15 protein-coding genes are annotated in these 14,429 nt (G+C 60.8%); 1 reads left to right on the top strand and 14 read right to left on the bottom strand.

Features of this window, described 5'->3' with window-relative positions; translation table 11 throughout:
• Positions 1–29: 29 nt before the first annotated feature.
• On the top strand, positions 30–1,028 hold the full coding sequence (locus tag ABRP95_RS02015; protein ID WP_284849983.1) for an HNH endonuclease signature motif containing protein: 999 nt from the start codon (positions 30–32) through the stop codon (positions 1,026–1,028).
• Here the strand turns inward: ABRP95_RS02015 and ABRP95_RS02010 are convergent.
• The 14 genes from ABRP95_RS02010 to mraY form a co-directional block, all read right to left on the bottom strand.
• On the bottom strand, positions 1,025–1,177 hold the full coding sequence (locus ABRP95_RS02010) for a hypothetical protein (protein WP_349838867.1): 153 nt from the start codon (positions 1,175–1,177) through the stop codon (positions 1,025–1,027). The genes ABRP95_RS02015 and ABRP95_RS02010 overlap by 4 nt on opposite strands.
• A 164-nt stretch (positions 1,178–1,341) precedes the next feature.
• Positions 1,342–1,548: a zinc-binding dehydrogenase gene (locus ABRP95_RS02005; protein WP_284769522.1), complete on the bottom strand. Its 207-nt coding sequence runs from the start codon at positions 1,546–1,548 to the stop codon at positions 1,342–1,344.
• 135 nt (positions 1,549–1,683) lie between these two features.
• Positions 1,684–2,880 (bottom strand): DivIVA domain-containing protein, encoded by a 1,197-nt coding sequence (locus ABRP95_RS02000; protein WP_284769521.1) that lies wholly within the window; start codon positions 2,878–2,880, stop codon positions 1,684–1,686.
• A gap of 208 nt (positions 2,881–3,088) precedes the next feature.
• Positions 3,089–3,379: a YggT family protein gene (locus tag ABRP95_RS01995; RefSeq protein WP_005278444.1), complete on the bottom strand. Its 291-nt coding sequence runs from the start codon at positions 3,377–3,379 to the stop codon at positions 3,089–3,091.
• Between the two features lie 93 nt (positions 3,380–3,472).
• The gene (locus ABRP95_RS01990; RefSeq protein ID WP_284795984.1) at positions 3,473–3,946 is read right to left on the bottom strand and encodes a cell division protein SepF; all 474 of its coding nucleotides are present in this window, start codon (positions 3,944–3,946) and stop codon (positions 3,473–3,475) included.
• Between the two features lie 103 nt (positions 3,947–4,049).
• A complete protein-coding gene (locus ABRP95_RS01985; protein ID WP_284795983.1) occupies positions 4,050–4,748 on the bottom strand; it encodes a YggS family pyridoxal phosphate-dependent enzyme in 699 nt (232 codons plus the stop codon).
• Entirely contained in the window at positions 4,741–5,478 is a 738-nt protein-coding gene (pgeF, locus tag ABRP95_RS01980) for a peptidoglycan editing factor PgeF (RefSeq protein WP_284795982.1), read from the bottom strand. Before pgeF ends, ABRP95_RS01985 begins: the two co-directional genes overlap by 8 nt.
• Before the next feature lie 24 nt (positions 5,479–5,502).
• Entirely contained in the window at positions 5,503–6,852 is a 1,350-nt protein-coding gene (gene ftsZ, locus ABRP95_RS01975) for a cell division protein FtsZ (RefSeq protein ID WP_284769518.1), read from the bottom strand.
• A 310-nt stretch (positions 6,853–7,162) separates the two neighbouring features.
• The gene (locus tag ABRP95_RS01970; protein WP_349838866.1) at positions 7,163–7,834 is read right to left on the bottom strand and encodes a cell division protein FtsQ/DivIB; all 672 of its coding nucleotides are present in this window, start codon (positions 7,832–7,834) and stop codon (positions 7,163–7,165) included.
• Positions 7,834–9,297: a UDP-N-acetylmuramate--L-alanine ligase gene (gene murC / locus ABRP95_RS01965; protein ID WP_284783542.1), complete on the bottom strand. Its 1,464-nt coding sequence runs from the start codon at positions 9,295–9,297 to the stop codon at positions 7,834–7,836. The genes ABRP95_RS01970 and murC overlap by 1 nt, the downstream gene beginning before the upstream one ends.
• Complete coding sequence (gene murG, locus ABRP95_RS01960) at positions 9,298–10,407, bottom strand: undecaprenyldiphospho-muramoylpentapeptide beta-N-acetylglucosaminyltransferase (RefSeq protein WP_284783543.1); 1,110 nt, start codon at positions 10,405–10,407, stop codon at positions 9,298–9,300. It abuts the gene before it with no gap.
• A 20-nt stretch (positions 10,408–10,427) separates the two neighbouring features.
• Positions 10,428–11,831, bottom strand: coding sequence for an FtsW/RodA/SpoVE family cell cycle protein (locus ABRP95_RS01955; protein ID WP_349838865.1), 1,404 nt, complete (start codon positions 11,829–11,831; stop codon positions 10,428–10,430).
• Between the two features lie 26 nt (positions 11,832–11,857).
• Positions 11,858–13,255, bottom strand: coding sequence for a UDP-N-acetylmuramoyl-L-alanine--D-glutamate ligase (murD, locus tag ABRP95_RS01950; RefSeq protein WP_349838864.1), 1,398 nt, complete (start codon positions 13,253–13,255; stop codon positions 11,858–11,860).
• 39 nt (positions 13,256–13,294) lie between these two features.
• Entirely contained in the window at positions 13,295–14,407 is a 1,113-nt protein-coding gene (gene mraY, locus ABRP95_RS01945; RefSeq protein ID WP_005278411.1) for a phospho-N-acetylmuramoyl-pentapeptide-transferase, read from the bottom strand.
• Between the last annotated feature and the right edge of the window lie 22 nt (positions 14,408–14,429).

Here is a 14,429-nt window from a genome sequence, read left to right as displayed (position 1 = left end):
CGGTTGCGCGCGGCCATAGATTATGAAGCATGACCGCGCTCGAGAATTACTTAGCAGCTATGGCCCCGGGGATGGATATCGTCGCCGGGTGCACTGGCCTGTCTGAGGACGATCTGCGGGCGCATGGTGCGCCGGAGCACACGGCGCGGGAGCTTATCCTGCTCAAAGAGGCTTATTGCGGAAACACCAAATTCACCGGCCGGCGCCGGCGAGCCATGGACGGTGCCCGGCGCAATGGCCATTCCATCGTGGCGTTGTCCATCATCGAAAAGTATGCCCGGAAGATGCCCACGCTTTTCGATGCCTGGCTTCTCCGCGAGCAGCTCTGCACCACCAACGCCGGCACGACGGACCTAGAAAAACTGGCAAAATCCAAGCTACCTGCGAAAAAGAAGAAGGTTAAGCCTGGGGTGCGTATCATTCGCCGCAAGAACGCGCCGTGGACCCTGGCCATCGATGCGCGCTCCTCGCTCATTGCGGACCTGCATGCCGCGCTAAAAGAGAGCGGCAAGGAGCCGCTCGAGGCGGTGGAACAGACCTTTTTCGGCGACGGATCCGCCGTAAAGACCACGGTGATGACCAATGTCCTGGTCAACCTGGATGACTACGTGCGCATCATCAATGGCGATGGCGAAGAAATCCAGCTGCAGATGACCAACGGGGCAACTCTTACTGGCGCCGAGTACCTAGAACGCGCCCTCAAGGAACGCGGGCTCATTACCCTCATTAGCCCCTTTGAGGGAGCGGTCAATCTGTACCGCACGGAGCGCTTTGCCAATGCGAAGCAACGCCTTATGGCTGCTGCAGAAAATCCCATCTGCCCGTGGCCGCGGTGCAATAGACCCGCAGACGAATGCCAGATTCATCATTTGGAACCGTGGTTGCACGGTGGATTGACCAACATAGGTAACTTATCCACAGCCTGCGCCTACCACAACGGGGTCAACGACGATGATCCCAATGCCCCGCCACTGCGCGGACACCTGGTCCGCAGGAATGGGACCATCCGGTGGGAACCTCCGGATTAGGCAGGAGCATCTGAAAGCTCGTGGCGCATTCCCGGCGGGGGATCCGCCTGGGAGTCCGCCTGAGGATCCGTTTGAGGATTCGTTTGGGAATTCGACGCCGGATCCGAGGAAACCGTCATCCAATAAACCGCAGAAGTTGTGGGTGACACGATTGCTACTGAGGCTCGGGTCCCAGCCAGTTGAGGCGCCGGCGTGCGCCTACTTTGGCATGCCGTAATTGCGTGGAAATTCTTTCTGGCCGCTCACTTTGATCGAATCAACCAAGCCGCACCGAAAGTGAGCGGACCTAGACAGATGTGAGCGGTGAAGAGCCTTAGTTCTGCTTCCATCCATGGGACAAGTCTTCTTCAAGGGCATTATTATCCGTTCGGTACTTGCGCGCCCAGTCGATGATAAACAAAACGATACCAGAACCCGCTGCGATGAAGACGAGGTACAACGCCCAATCGGCGGTATTTAAGACATACGTCACCAAAGCCACGAAGGCCACGAGGGCGAGGACGAGGGCGGCAACGAGCATGGCAGTTCCTCTCAGGGGTTAAAAAGAAGCGATGGGAACAATCATAGCGGGGATAAAACCACAATAGCGCCCACTCCCCTAGAGGTGTGGGCGCTACGGGTAACTAATTTGGTTTAGTTACTGCCAACCAGCTTCTTAGTTCTTGCCGGCATCGCCGTTTGGTGCGGCGGTTCCGCGGGTCTCGAGCTCTTCCAGCTGGGACTCGAGGAGAGTCTTCAAGCGGGTGCGGTACTCGCGCTCGAAGGTGCGCAGCTCGGAAATGCGTGCCTCCAAAGCGGTCTGCTGCTGCTTGACCGTGTTCATCACTTCGGTGTGCTTCTTCTCGGCATCAGCCTGCAGCGATGCGGCCTTCTCCTCTGCCTGGCGAATCTGGGCCTCGGCACGGGAGGAAGCATCGGACTCGGTCTGCTGAGCCTTGGACTCTGCCTCAGAAACCAGCTTCTTGGAGCGGGTTTCTGCATCCTGTACCTGAGCATCGTACTTCTTCTGTGCCTCGGCAAGTTGTGCCTTGGAACGAGAGTCGGCATCGGAAAGCTGCTTTTCTGCAGCCGTGCGGGCCTCAGACAGCATGGATTCAGACTCGGCACGAGCCTCAGAGGTCAGGCGATCCGCCATCTCCTGGGCCAAGCCCAGCACGCGGGCTGCTTGCATGTGCGTATCCGGGGTAGCCAGGCCGTCGACGCCCTGTGCTGCACCAGCACCAGCAGCGGCCGCTGCGGCGCTGGAGGCAGCCGAGTTCGAGGAGCCAGCGGCAGACGCGGACTTCTTCAGGCTCTCGTTCTCGCGCTGGGAAGACTCCAGCTCCTTCTTAGCCTGCTTAGCCTCTGCGCGAGCCTCCTCGGCTTCCTTCTTAGCCTTCGCAGCTTCGTCGCGAGCCGCCTTGAGCTCGGCGGTATTAGCGGCAGCGGTGGCACCAGCTGCTGGGGCATCGGCACCGCTTTCCTTTGCCTTTGCAGCCTCAGCCTGGGCGGCCTTGACCTGCTCCTGGGCCTTCTTGGTTTCTTCCTTAGCGCGAGAAACCTCGGACTTGGAATCTGCCAACTTGGTTTCATACTCAGCACGCAGCTTAGCCTCAATCTCCTTGCGCAGAGCTGCTTCATCTGCACCAGAGTTTGCGGCAGCTGCGGCACCAGCCCCTGCTCCGCCGGCCTTGGCCCCGGAGCTAAGATCGCTCACCTGCGCCTGCAGGTCTTCATTTTCATCCTGCAATTGGGCAAGGGCATCCTCAACGAGGTCGAGGAACTGATCTACCTCATCCTCGTTGTAGCCACGCTTGCCAATCGGCGGCTTGCTGAACGCGACGTTGTGTACATCAGCTGGTGACAGTGGCATGACTTGTCTTCCCCTTCGAGTTGATACAACCCCGGAGGTTCCAGGGCCTTAGGAGCTGCGGTTCCAGTTTATTTAAACCTTCCCCACAAAGTTATATGTAGTTCATGATACGGGTTATCGCATTTTATTGTAACCGAAAGTCCACAATAATGGACGTAACGCTGACTCTCAATGTCTACCACAGGTTACGGGGTGATGCGGGGTTGTCCTACAAGAAAATAACCTGCAGGAAAAGCGTCAGGAACGACAGGATGAAAAACAGCACTAGGACGGAAACATCCAGCGCGATTCCGCCCATCTGCAGCGGAGGAATAACCCGACGCAGCGCTTTGACCGGTGGATCCGTGATGGCGAAGAGGGGTTCAGCGATGATCATAAACCAGCGCGGGGGGTTGAATTGCCGCGAGAAGGATTGGATCATCTCGATAATAATTCGGGCAATCAGTACCCATGTATAAACCCTCACCAAAAAGATGAGAATAATTCCAATTTCAGTCACGATTACTCAGCCTATCGAATAGTCCCCCGCACGTGCGCATTGCGCTCCGTACGGGGGTTATTGGGTGTGCGTCGTTGTGCTTGGGCCGCGCTCCTAGCGCAGGCCGGCGGCGCGCTCCAATTCAGGTTTGGCGATATCGGCGGACTTCGGCACGACGGCGAATACCTTGCGCTGGGTATCCATCTCCTTCGACAGGTTGAGCATGCGGCCTTCTAGGCCAAAGCAGAGACCCGCTGCGAAGTCGATGAAGCGCTTGGCGGTGCCGCGCTCGGCATCGGTAAGCTCAAAGACCACTGCATCGCCATCGCGGAAGGGCTCACCCACCTTGGCGGCATCGTTGAACGAGGTCAGGGAGATTGCCACGATAGTCGGGACGAACTTTTCCTCGACAGGCGCCGGCGCTGGGGTTGGCTCATAAGCCTGCGGGGCGCGGCGCGGGGCGTATGCCGCAGAAGTAGCTGCTCCGTTGCCCGCGTAACGCGGCTCGTCGTTGTAGTAGGCGTCGTCTTCTTCGAAATCCATCGGACCAAGCCCGAAGAAATTCTTCGTCCTATCAATGAATGACATTTTTGGGTCTCCCTCTGACCTAAATTTGTTCAAGTTCAAGCGCGTAAATGTGAATGATGTGACTCATGTGATTTACGCTGTGAAATGCGCTTTTGCGATATTTTTAACCTACTGGGCGCTTTCCCATGATGCTGGTTCCGACACGCACAATATCGGTGCCCGCAGCAATCGCCGCATCCATATCCGCGCTCATCCCGGCCGATAGTTTGAGCTGCCGGCCAAGGCGTTCGGAGAGGCGATCCACGTCTGCGCGCACTGTAGTAAACACCTCCCTCGCATCGGCATCGAGGGGAGGAACCACCATGAGCCCTGCGAATTCTAGGTGCTCCGCCTTTTCGACGGCCTCGATAACCTCATCCAGTTCCTCGCGGATTACTCCCCCGCGCGACGTATCGCCATCGGCGGAAACCTGAATGAATATCGGGAGGTTGGACTCTCGCTGGCCGCGCTCTTTTGCCAGGCTCACGCCACGGTCCAGCGCATTGGCCAGTTTCACCGAATCCACTGAATGGACGCTGGTGGCCCACCGTGCGACATGGTTGGCCTTCTTGGTTTGAATCTGGCCAATCATGTGAAACCGCAGCTGGTCTAGCTCCTGCGCCTTTGCCCGGGCTTCTTGCTCGCGGTTTTCCGCTACATCCTCTACCCCAAGCTCCGCTAGAAGGGCGATATCCTCTGCGGGGTGAAACTTGGTCACGACCAATAACTGCGGTGCTGGGCGGTCATGCTCGGCGGCAATGGCTCTAATGTGTTCTTTTGTTGCGGCGAGATTATCTGCCAATTCTTGTTTCCGGTTACTCATGATTAGCCTCCAACCAAATCACACCGGCCTGGCGGCCAGTGGTTCCTTCGCGGCGATAAGAAAAGAAATCCGTGTCCTCAATGGTGCAGCGCGGATCAGAATCGATATTGGTAATGCCCAGGCCCATCAATTGGCGGATAAGGCCAGCGCGTACGTCGATGCCCCACGTCCCTGTCGCGGTCTTACATTTCGAGCCGGGAAGGCGCCGTTCGACATCGTTGGCCATTTCTTCCGGCACCTCGTAGTTTTTCCCGGATGCGGCGGGTCCCATGACCACCTGGATTCGCTCCGGCTGAGCGCCAAGTTTCTGCATCTCGCGCACGGAATTGACCACGATGCCGTTGCGGGCACCGAGCCGGCCGGCGTGGACGGCGGCGATGACGCCGGCGGGGACATCGACAAGCAGCACGGGCGTGCAATCCGCGACGAGGACGCCAAGGCCAAGCCGGCGTTGCGTGGTCACAATCGCATCCGTTGCTGGCACTGGGGACTCTTGCGGGCCATCGATGACGGTGACCGTATTTGTATGGAGCTGTTCCATCCACACAATGTTTTCGAGCCCGGTAACGCGCAAGAGGCGCTCGCGGTTAGCCGCCACGTTGGTGGGATCGTCGCCGACGTGGCCGCCAAGATTAAAAGACTCATATGGATATGCAGACGCCCCGCCTGCACGGCTGGTAAAAACCATGCGGACGGGGCGGCTGGTGCGATGTTCCTCGTTTACTGGCATGCACACCAGCGTAGCGGTTTGCGCTTAGCGCATGAAGGACGGCACATCGAGATCGTCGTCGCCATCATCATCGCGGCGCTGGCTTGGCCGGGACAGGCGGTAGTCTTCGCGACGCTCCTCGCGGAAACGATCGGAGTTGGTGAACAGGCCGCTAGACTCGCTGCGGCGCTCCTCGGGGCGGCGTTCTTCCACGCGGCGGTCGTCGTAGCGACGATCGTCTACGCGGCGCTCATCAGCGCGGCGATCCTCCACGCCACCCTGGCCGGCGCGTGGCTCATAGGAGTGGCGCGGTGCGTAGTCATCGGCCGCGGGCTGAGCAGGCGCCGGGGTGGCGGAGTTGCCGGACTCGCGGTCGCGGTTATCAAAGAGCGAACCGGGCTTGCGCTGCTCGGGAGCGCGCTGTGAAGATGCTGCCTGAGCGGCATTAGCCTCGGCATCGAAACCGGTGGCGATGATGGTGATGCGGATTTCATCGCCCAAGGTGTCATCAATGATGGTGCCGAAGATGAGGTTAACGTCTTCATCCGCGCGCTCTTCGACCATGGAGGCTGCGGAGTTGACCTCGTGCAGGCCCAGGTCGGAGCCGCCGGCGATGGACAGCAGCACGCCCTTGGCGCCTTCCATCGTGGATTCCAATAGCGGGGAGTTGATGGCCTGCTCGGCGGCGGTCATGGCGCGGTTATCGCCCCGTGCGGAGCCGATGCCCATCAGCGCGGAGCCGGCATCAGACATGACGGAGCGAACGTCAGCAAAGTCGACGTTGATCATGCCCGGGATGGTGATCAGGTTGGTAATACCCTGGACACCATTGTGGAGGACCTCATCGGCCGCGCGGAAGGCTTCCACGATGGAAAGCTCTTCCCCACCGAGCTGCATCAGGCGGTCATTAGGGATGACAATGAGGGTATCGCAGACCTCGCGCAGCTCCTCGATGCCGGCCATAGCCTGGCGGGTACGGCGCGCGCCCTCGAACTTGAAGGGGCGGGTGACAACGCCCACGGTCAGCGCGCCCATCTTCTTCGCAATGGAAGCCACAACGGGAGCGGCGCCCGTACCGGTGCCGCCACCCTCGCCGGCGGTAACGAATACCATATCGGAGCCCTGCAGGGCGTCCTCGATTTCGGACTTGTGGTCTTCCGCAGAGGTCTTGCCCACCTCAGGGTTGGCGCCTGCGCCCAATCCGCGGGTGGCTTCGCGGCCGATGTCGAGCTTGGTATCGGCATCGGAGAAAATCAGCGCCTGGGAGTCAGTGTTGATGGCGACGAATTGGACGCCCTTCAGGCCTTCTTCGATCATGCGGTTCACGGCGTTGACGCCGCCGCCGCCGACGCCGACGACCTTGATATCCGCGAGATTGTTGTTGGAAGAGATCATGTGAGCAGGTCTCACCTTTCGCTACTTTAAGTCTGCACGTGCATTAAACGAGGATTGTATGCGCTTCACCAGAGTGAATCGCGTTCCCCTCCATCTTTAACGACACACCTGTAATTTTCATGCTCATTTTACGCGTGTCGAGACTCTCAAGTACCACTTTAGGGTTGTTGGCCTGCGGTTTTGTCCGCCACTTCCGCACCATTGACACCACCCGAGAGAGAAAATAAAAGACCCTGCAGCGCATACGCTGGGGGCGCGGCGCGGCAGGGAATTTTTCGGGTCTATCTCAACCTCCACCGAGGTATCTACCCTATCCGCGGGTAGTGACCAGTTCAGGGTTAGAGATATTCCATTCTTGGCCCTCCATCTTCAGCACGGTGGCGAAGGCGCGAGCCTTATCATCGTTATTTTTATCGCTGGCACCCCAGAAAATGCGGCGATCATCCTTGGTAGTGAACTGCAAGGAATAGGAATCGGTGACTTCGAGGGTGGCGACGTGGTGGCGCACGTCATCAGACAGCGCGGCAATGGCAGCCACCGCGTCTTGGGCCTCGGAGGAGCCACTGTCGATGTCCCCGGTAAGTTCCACCGCACCTTCAGGAGGCTCTGCGGAGGTAAACTCCTCCCCCTTGTCATCGATGAGGAAAGTAGTGTCGTCTCGCTTTACGAAGGCGACGGGCTTGTGTTCCTGCACGGAGATAGTCAAGGTCGATGGCAGGTCACGCGAGACCGTCACCGAATCCGCCCAGTCCAAGCCGGCGACTCCACTGGCGGCCGCGTGCGCGTCCACCCGCAAGAGATTTTCGCCCTCGGGCACGCCTGCGGCCTCCTGCACCTGGGCGGCATCGAGTTGGTGCACGCCTTCTACCTCAAAATTTTTCACCTTAAAGATGGGCAGCGCCCACACCGCGATGGCCACCAGCAGCACGAGGGCAAGCAGGCCACCGACGATGCCGAAAATGAGTTTCTTCGACACCCGCACTAGTGGGCCCGCAATTCATCGAGGATTTCCGCGGCCACGAGGGTGATAGAACCGGCGCCAATGGTCAAGATGATATCGCCCGGCTGTGCGATGGAGACCACGTCCTTGGCCGCGGCGGAAAAGTCTGGCTCGAAGATAACCTCCATCTCTTCCGGCATCTTGTTGGTGATGATGCGCGAGGTAATGCCTTCCACGGGTTGCTCGCGGGCGCCGTAGATATCGAGTACAACGGCGGCATCGGCAAGCGCAAGCGCCTGCGCAAACTCGGCGTCGAATTCCATGGTGCGCGAGTACAGGTGCGGTTGGAAACAGGCGATGACGCGGCCCCCATTGCCTTCGGCCGCGACCTTAGCGCGCGCGGCCCGCAGCACCGCGGCAACCTCGGTGGGATGGTGGGCATAATCGTCGAAGACGCGGACGCTACCGCCCTGCCAGTCCACGCTGCCCCGGTACTCAAAGCGGCGGCGCACGCCGCTGAAATCCGCGAGTCCCTCCGCGATGGTGCTGGGCTCGCCGCCCGAAAGCACGCCGGCGATAAGCGCCGCCATGGAGTTGAGCACCATGTGGTGGCCGGGGATCTGCAGCTGGTAGCTCACGGATTCCTCCACGCCGGGCAGGGAAAGTTGCACCGTGCACGCCATGCCGGCGGCGGTGGTCTCCTCCGCGGTCAACGTTGCGGCAAGCGGCACGGAGGTGGTGCGCGCCGTCTCCGCGCCGCCATAGCCGATGACGTTAATGCCGCGGTTAAGCGCCTGCTCACCGATCTCGGCGGCGTGCTCGTCCTCTGCGCACACAACGAGGTAACCGGTTTCCGGGGTGACCAAGTCCGCGAAGTCCGCAAAAACCTTGAAATAGGCGTCCGCGGAGGGGAAATAGTCAAGGTGGTCCGGCTCCGCGTTGGTAATGACGGCGATATCGGGGCTATAGCGCAAGAGCGAGGCATCGGACTCATCAGCCTCGGCAACAAAGGCCTCGCCGGTGCCACCGTGTGCATTGGTGCCGGCGCGATTGAGCTGACCGCCGATGGCAAAGGAGGGATCCAACCCCGCGTGCTGCATGGCGCTCACGGCCATCGAGGTTGTTGAGGTCTTGCCGTGCGTGCCCGCCAGCAGCACCTGGCTGTGCCCCTCCATCAGCGCGGCAAGCAGGTCCGAGCGGCGGATGAGCGGAATATTATTTTCACGCGCGGCGACGAGCTCTGGGTTATCCTGCGGAATCGCCGCGAAGGAGGTGACGACGGTGGTGGGCAGCTCGCCGGAAAGCTTGAGGTTTTCCGCAGCGTGGCCGATGGCTACCTTGGCGCCCATGGAACGCAATACCTCCACTGCGGTGGAGTCCTTCACATCGGAACCGGTAACGACGGCGCCGCGTGCGGCGAGGATGCGGGCCAGACCCGACATCCCAGAGCCGCCGATGCCAATGAGGTGGACGCGGCTGAGATCGTACTGTGCGGGATCGGTCATTTACTTATCCTTCTTTCCTGCCTGCAGTTCTGCGTCCTGCACGCGGGTAGCGATGCGATCAGCGATGATATGCGCCGCATCCCCCGCTGTGGACTGGTCTGCGGCCCGCGTCATGGATTCTAGGCGCTCTGGGTTATCAAGGATGGCGCGGACCTCTTCGATAAGGCGCTCGGGATCCAACTCGGCATCGGGAATCTGCACCGCAGCGCCGGCTTCTACCATTTCGCGCGAGTTCAACGCTTGCTCGCCGTTGCCGTGCGGCAGCGGGACGTAGATTGCGGGAAGGCCCGCGGCGGTAACCTCAGCCACCGTCATCGCGCCCGAGCGGCACACCACAAGGTCCGCTGCAGCCAGCGCGCCGGCCATATCATCGATATACGGCAGAGCGGCGTAGTTCGGGTGCGGCTTGGGCGGTTCGTTTTTCTTGCCATAGGCGTGCAGGAGCTGGAAGTCCTTGGTGAGGTCCTCCGCTGCGCCCGCCACAGCTCCGTTGATGCTGGCTGCGCCCTGGGAGCCCCCGGTAATGAGGATGGTGGGCAGCTGCGCCAAATCCCACTTCGTGCGGGCATCCGCGGCGGTATTCCCGTCCTTATCCGCGGCGGCCGCGGCCAGGCTCGGGCGCACCGGGATGCCGATGACTTCGCCCTCCATGCCGGAATTGGCGTGGGCGTTGAGCCCAATGCCGCCGAGCTTGACGCCCAGCTTATTGGCCATGCCCGCCAGGGCATTGGTCTCGAGGACGTAAAAGGGAATGCCTAAGGTCTTCGCCGCTATATAGGCGGGCCCAGAGACGTAACCGCCAGTACCGAATACGACATCGGCCTCCACATCCTTTAAGACCTTCCGCGCCTGGCGGACAGAGCGTGCGAGCTTGACAGGCAGCTTGGCCAGGTTGGTGCTCACCTTGCGGGGAATCGGCACGGGGGTAATCAGGCGCAGGTCCACGCCGCGGGCGGGAATAATATCGCTTTCCAGCCCCTTTTCGGTCCCTAATGCGGTAATCCGAGCGCCGTAGCGCTCGCGTAAAGCTTCACCGACGGCAAGTGCGGGCTCAATATGTCCTGCAGTGCCGCCACCTGCAAGGACGACGGAAAATGGCGTGGAATTCATAGCCTAAAGGCTACCAGCGCCTACCGCCTCGGGCGGTGCTCGGCGCGCGGATACCTCCGCCCACTTCCGGTCACCGGCCGGCCGTAGCGCTCGTCGCGCACCCGCGGACGGGGCTCCTGCGGCTGAGCATGCCGGCCCCGCTTTTTCGGCTTCCTCGCCGTCGGCGGCTGCGGCTCACCAATGAAAAAGAGGCGATCAAACAGTGGGCGCCCAAAGTTCTGCATGGCAGAAATCTGCATCGGTTCGTGGCGCGCGACGTTGCACAAAATGCCCATCGAGCCAATCGTGATAATTGCCGCCGTACCACCCGCGGAAATCATCGGCAGCTGAATACCGGTCACCGGCAACAAGCCAACGACGTAGGCGATATTGATAAACGCCTGGGTCACCACGCCGATGGTCAGCGTCGCAGCCAGCAGGGATTGGTACTGGTTCTGCGCGCGGGTCGCCGTGCGCAGCCCCACATAGCCCAAGGCGGCGAAGAGGAAAATAACTAGTGCCCCGCCCCACAGGCCGAGCTCCTCGCCCACGATGGCGAAGATGAAGTCGTTCTTGGCTTCTGGCAGGTAGAACCACTTGGCGCGGGATTGGCCGAGGCCAACGCCCCAGAAGCCGCCATCGGCAAGCGAGAGAAAGCCCTGGTAAGACTGAAAGCCCGTGCCCTGGGTATCGGAGATATTGCCAAAGAGTGCATCGAAATAGGTGTGGAAACGGTGGGAGCGGAAGCCGCCGATGAGGAAAACGGCGACCAAGCCCAGCGCACAGAGAATGCCGATGATGATGGGCACGCGCCTGTTAACACCAGCGAAAAAGAGCGTGAAAACCACCACGAGGGCAAAGGACAAGGCCATGCCTAAGTCGCCCTGTCCCACAATGAGCAGGAACATCAAGCCCGCGATGAGCGAGTACATCATGAACGGGTCCGAGAGCTTGAGGGAATGGTGTTCCTTATCCGCCAAGACCGAGGCGCCGAACATTCCTACCGTGATGCGCGCCAGCTCGGAAGGCTGCAGGGAAATCGGGCCGATATAAATCCACGACTGGGAGCCGACCTCCTCGCGGCCGGTACCGACGCCCGGGATGAGCACCGCGATCAACAGCAAAATAGAAAGGGCCAAAAGCCACGGGATGAATTTGCGCAGCGTATGCGGGGAAACTTTCAGGCCGAGCCAGAATGCGCCCAAACCAATGATGACCATGGCGGTTTGCCGCAGCGCCTGGTTCCACACGCCACCATCTTCTGTCAGCGACGTAGCCATGGACGAGGAAAAGACCATAACCACGCCAATGCCAATGAGCGAGAAGATAATTAGGCGCAGCAGCTGATAATCCAGCCCGGCTTGTTGGCGGGCTTGTTCGCGCACATCACTAATGCGCTCGCGCAGGCTCTTTGCCCGGGGGCGCTGCGGGGAGGTGGCCGTCATGAAGTCTCCTAATTTTTTAAAAAGGTCTAATGCGCGCGGGCGATATCCCGCGCTGCCGCGGCAAAAAGGTCGCCACGTTGGGCCATTCCGGTGTACATATCCAACGATGCCGCAGCCGGCGCCAAGAGGACGGTATCGCCTGCCTCGGCGTGTTGCACGGCTGCGCGCACTGCAGCGTTCATCGCTGCCTCCGGGTCGGTAGCCTCGATGAGCTCAACCGGGGTTTGCGGGGCGCGGCGGGCCAGCGCTTTAGCAATAATGCTCTTGTCGATGCCCACCAGCACCGCCGCCTTCAACCGCGCGGCGTGAGTAGCGATGAGCTCATCCACATCCGCGCCCTTAAGCTGCCCGCCGGCGACCCAGACAACAGAATCGAATCCCTCTAGGGCAGCATCGGCCGCATGCGGGTTGGTGGCCTTGGAATTATCGATAAAGGAAATCCCGCCGTACTCGTGTACCACGGCGCCGCGGTGACCAGCCACCGCGTAGGCGGCCAGGCCCTCCTGAATGGCGGCGGGGCTGGCACCCGCCAACCGCGCCACGCTCGCGGCAGCCGCCGCGTCGAGGACACCTGCAAGGCCCGCCGGCTCGATTCCCTCGGCGGAGGCGAGATCTATGGCGTCCTCACCGTCCAGCCTGGAGACCAGGCGCCCGGCGCTCACCCCTATCTCACCGGCAACCGGTTCGCCGGCGGTAAAGCCGTACACGCCGTCGATTCCTTCGGCGTAGCTGCCCGCCGCGGCATCGTCCTTGCCCACCACGGCGCGGGTGCCGTGCAGCGCCTTGACCTTGGCGCGGGCATAGGCATCGAAGGACCCGTGCCAATCCAAGTGGTCTTCGGCCACGTTGAGCAGCACGCCGACATCGGGGCGCAGCTCGCTGGACCAGTGCAATTGGAAGGACGAAAGCTCGGCGCACAGCACGTCTACCCGCGGGGTGGCGGTCAGGGCATCAAAAAGCGAGACCCCAATATTGCCCACGGCTTGGGCACGCAACCCGCTGCGGGCGGTATCGGCCTGCATAATCTGGGTCAGCATTCCCGTGGTAGTGGTCTTGCCATTCGTGCCGGTGACTACGAGCCAGGTGCGAGGTGGGCCGAAAACCTCGGCGCGGTCGAGACGGTAGGCCAGCTCGACGTCGCCGATAACCTCCACGCCTGCGGCCTGGAAGGAGTCTAAGAGGGCGGAATCGGGCCGCCATCCCGGCGAGGTCACCACCAGGTCATAGTCGCCCGGTGCCGGGGCGTCGGTCGATACCGTAGCCACGCCAAACTCTTCCGCCAGGGCCGCTAGGGCAGCGGCATTGGAATCGGCGACGGTGGTATCCACGCCGAGGCGCGCGAGCATCGCCACGCACCCGCGGCCAGAGACGCCGGCTCCTGCGACGAGGACACGCCCGCGCAGAAAAGGTGGTAGCTCAGCCATGATGAGTGCCTCAATCCTTAAGTATCTAGTGCCAAAACTTTATTGCAGGTTTCCAAAGCTGACTGCAGAGAGCCAATCGCCGTAAAAGATGCAGATGCCCGCCATCGCGGCCATCGCGCTTAATAGCCAGAAACGCGTGACAACCGCAGTCTCTGCCCAGCCGCCATTTTCAAAGTGGTGGTGGATGGGCGCCATGCGGAAAAAGCGCTTGCCCGTCGTGCGGAAGACCACGATCTGGATGACTACGGAGACCGTCTCGATGACGAAGATGGCGCCGATGATGATCATCAGCAGCTCGGTGCGGGTGGTCACAGAAAGGCCGGCGACGAGGCCACCGAGCGCGAGCGAACCGGTATCGCCCATGAAGATTTTCGCCGGTGCGGCATTCCACCACAGGAAGCCGAGGCAGCCGCCCAGGCCCGCGGCCGCGAGAACCGCAAGATCCAAGGGATCGCGGACCTCGTAGCAGCCGGCGGCCGGGGAAATCGAGCACGAGTTGCGGAACTGCCAGAAGCTAATGAGCGTATAGGCACCCATCACCATCGCCGTGGTACCGGCGGCGAGGCCGTCGAGGCCATCGGTCAGGTTGACCGCATTCGACCACGCGGCGATGAGCAGGTACAAAAAGACCAAGAAAATAATCGTGCCAATTACGGCGCCGCCGACGGCGATATCGAAGGTATCGAAATCGCGGACGAATGACAGGTTTGTGGACGCGGGGGTCAGCCCATTGGCATCCGGGAATTGTAGGGCGAGGATGCCGAAGATGAGCGCGATGGCCAGCTGTCCTACCAGCTTCGCGGTTTTATTAAGGCCGAGGTTGCGCTTTTTAAACAGCTTGATGAAGTCATCGGCAAAACCCAGACCGCCGAGTCCCATGGTCAAGAAGTAGACCAATAACCCCGAGGGGCTAAATCCACCGTTGCCGGTTGCGCGGGCATAAATTCCCACGATGAGGTAGGCCACGGTGATGGCCAGCAGGATCGCCAGTCCGCCCATCGTCGGGGTGCCTCGCTTACGCAGGTGGAGCTGCGGGCCGTCTTCGCGGATTTCTTGGCCTTTTCCGACGCCAGAAAAATACCGAACCAAAACTGGGGTGGTAAAAATCGCGACGAGGAAACTGACGACGCCCGCGATAATGATCTGAGTCATTGCTAGAGATCTTTCTCCTTGA

Source organism: Corynebacterium sp. KPL2895 (assembly GCF_040225815.1).
Taxonomy (GTDB): Bacteria; Actinomycetota; Actinomycetes; order Mycobacteriales; family Mycobacteriaceae; genus Corynebacterium; species Corynebacterium rhinophilum.
This window is presented reverse-complemented; position numbering and strand designations above follow the sequence as displayed.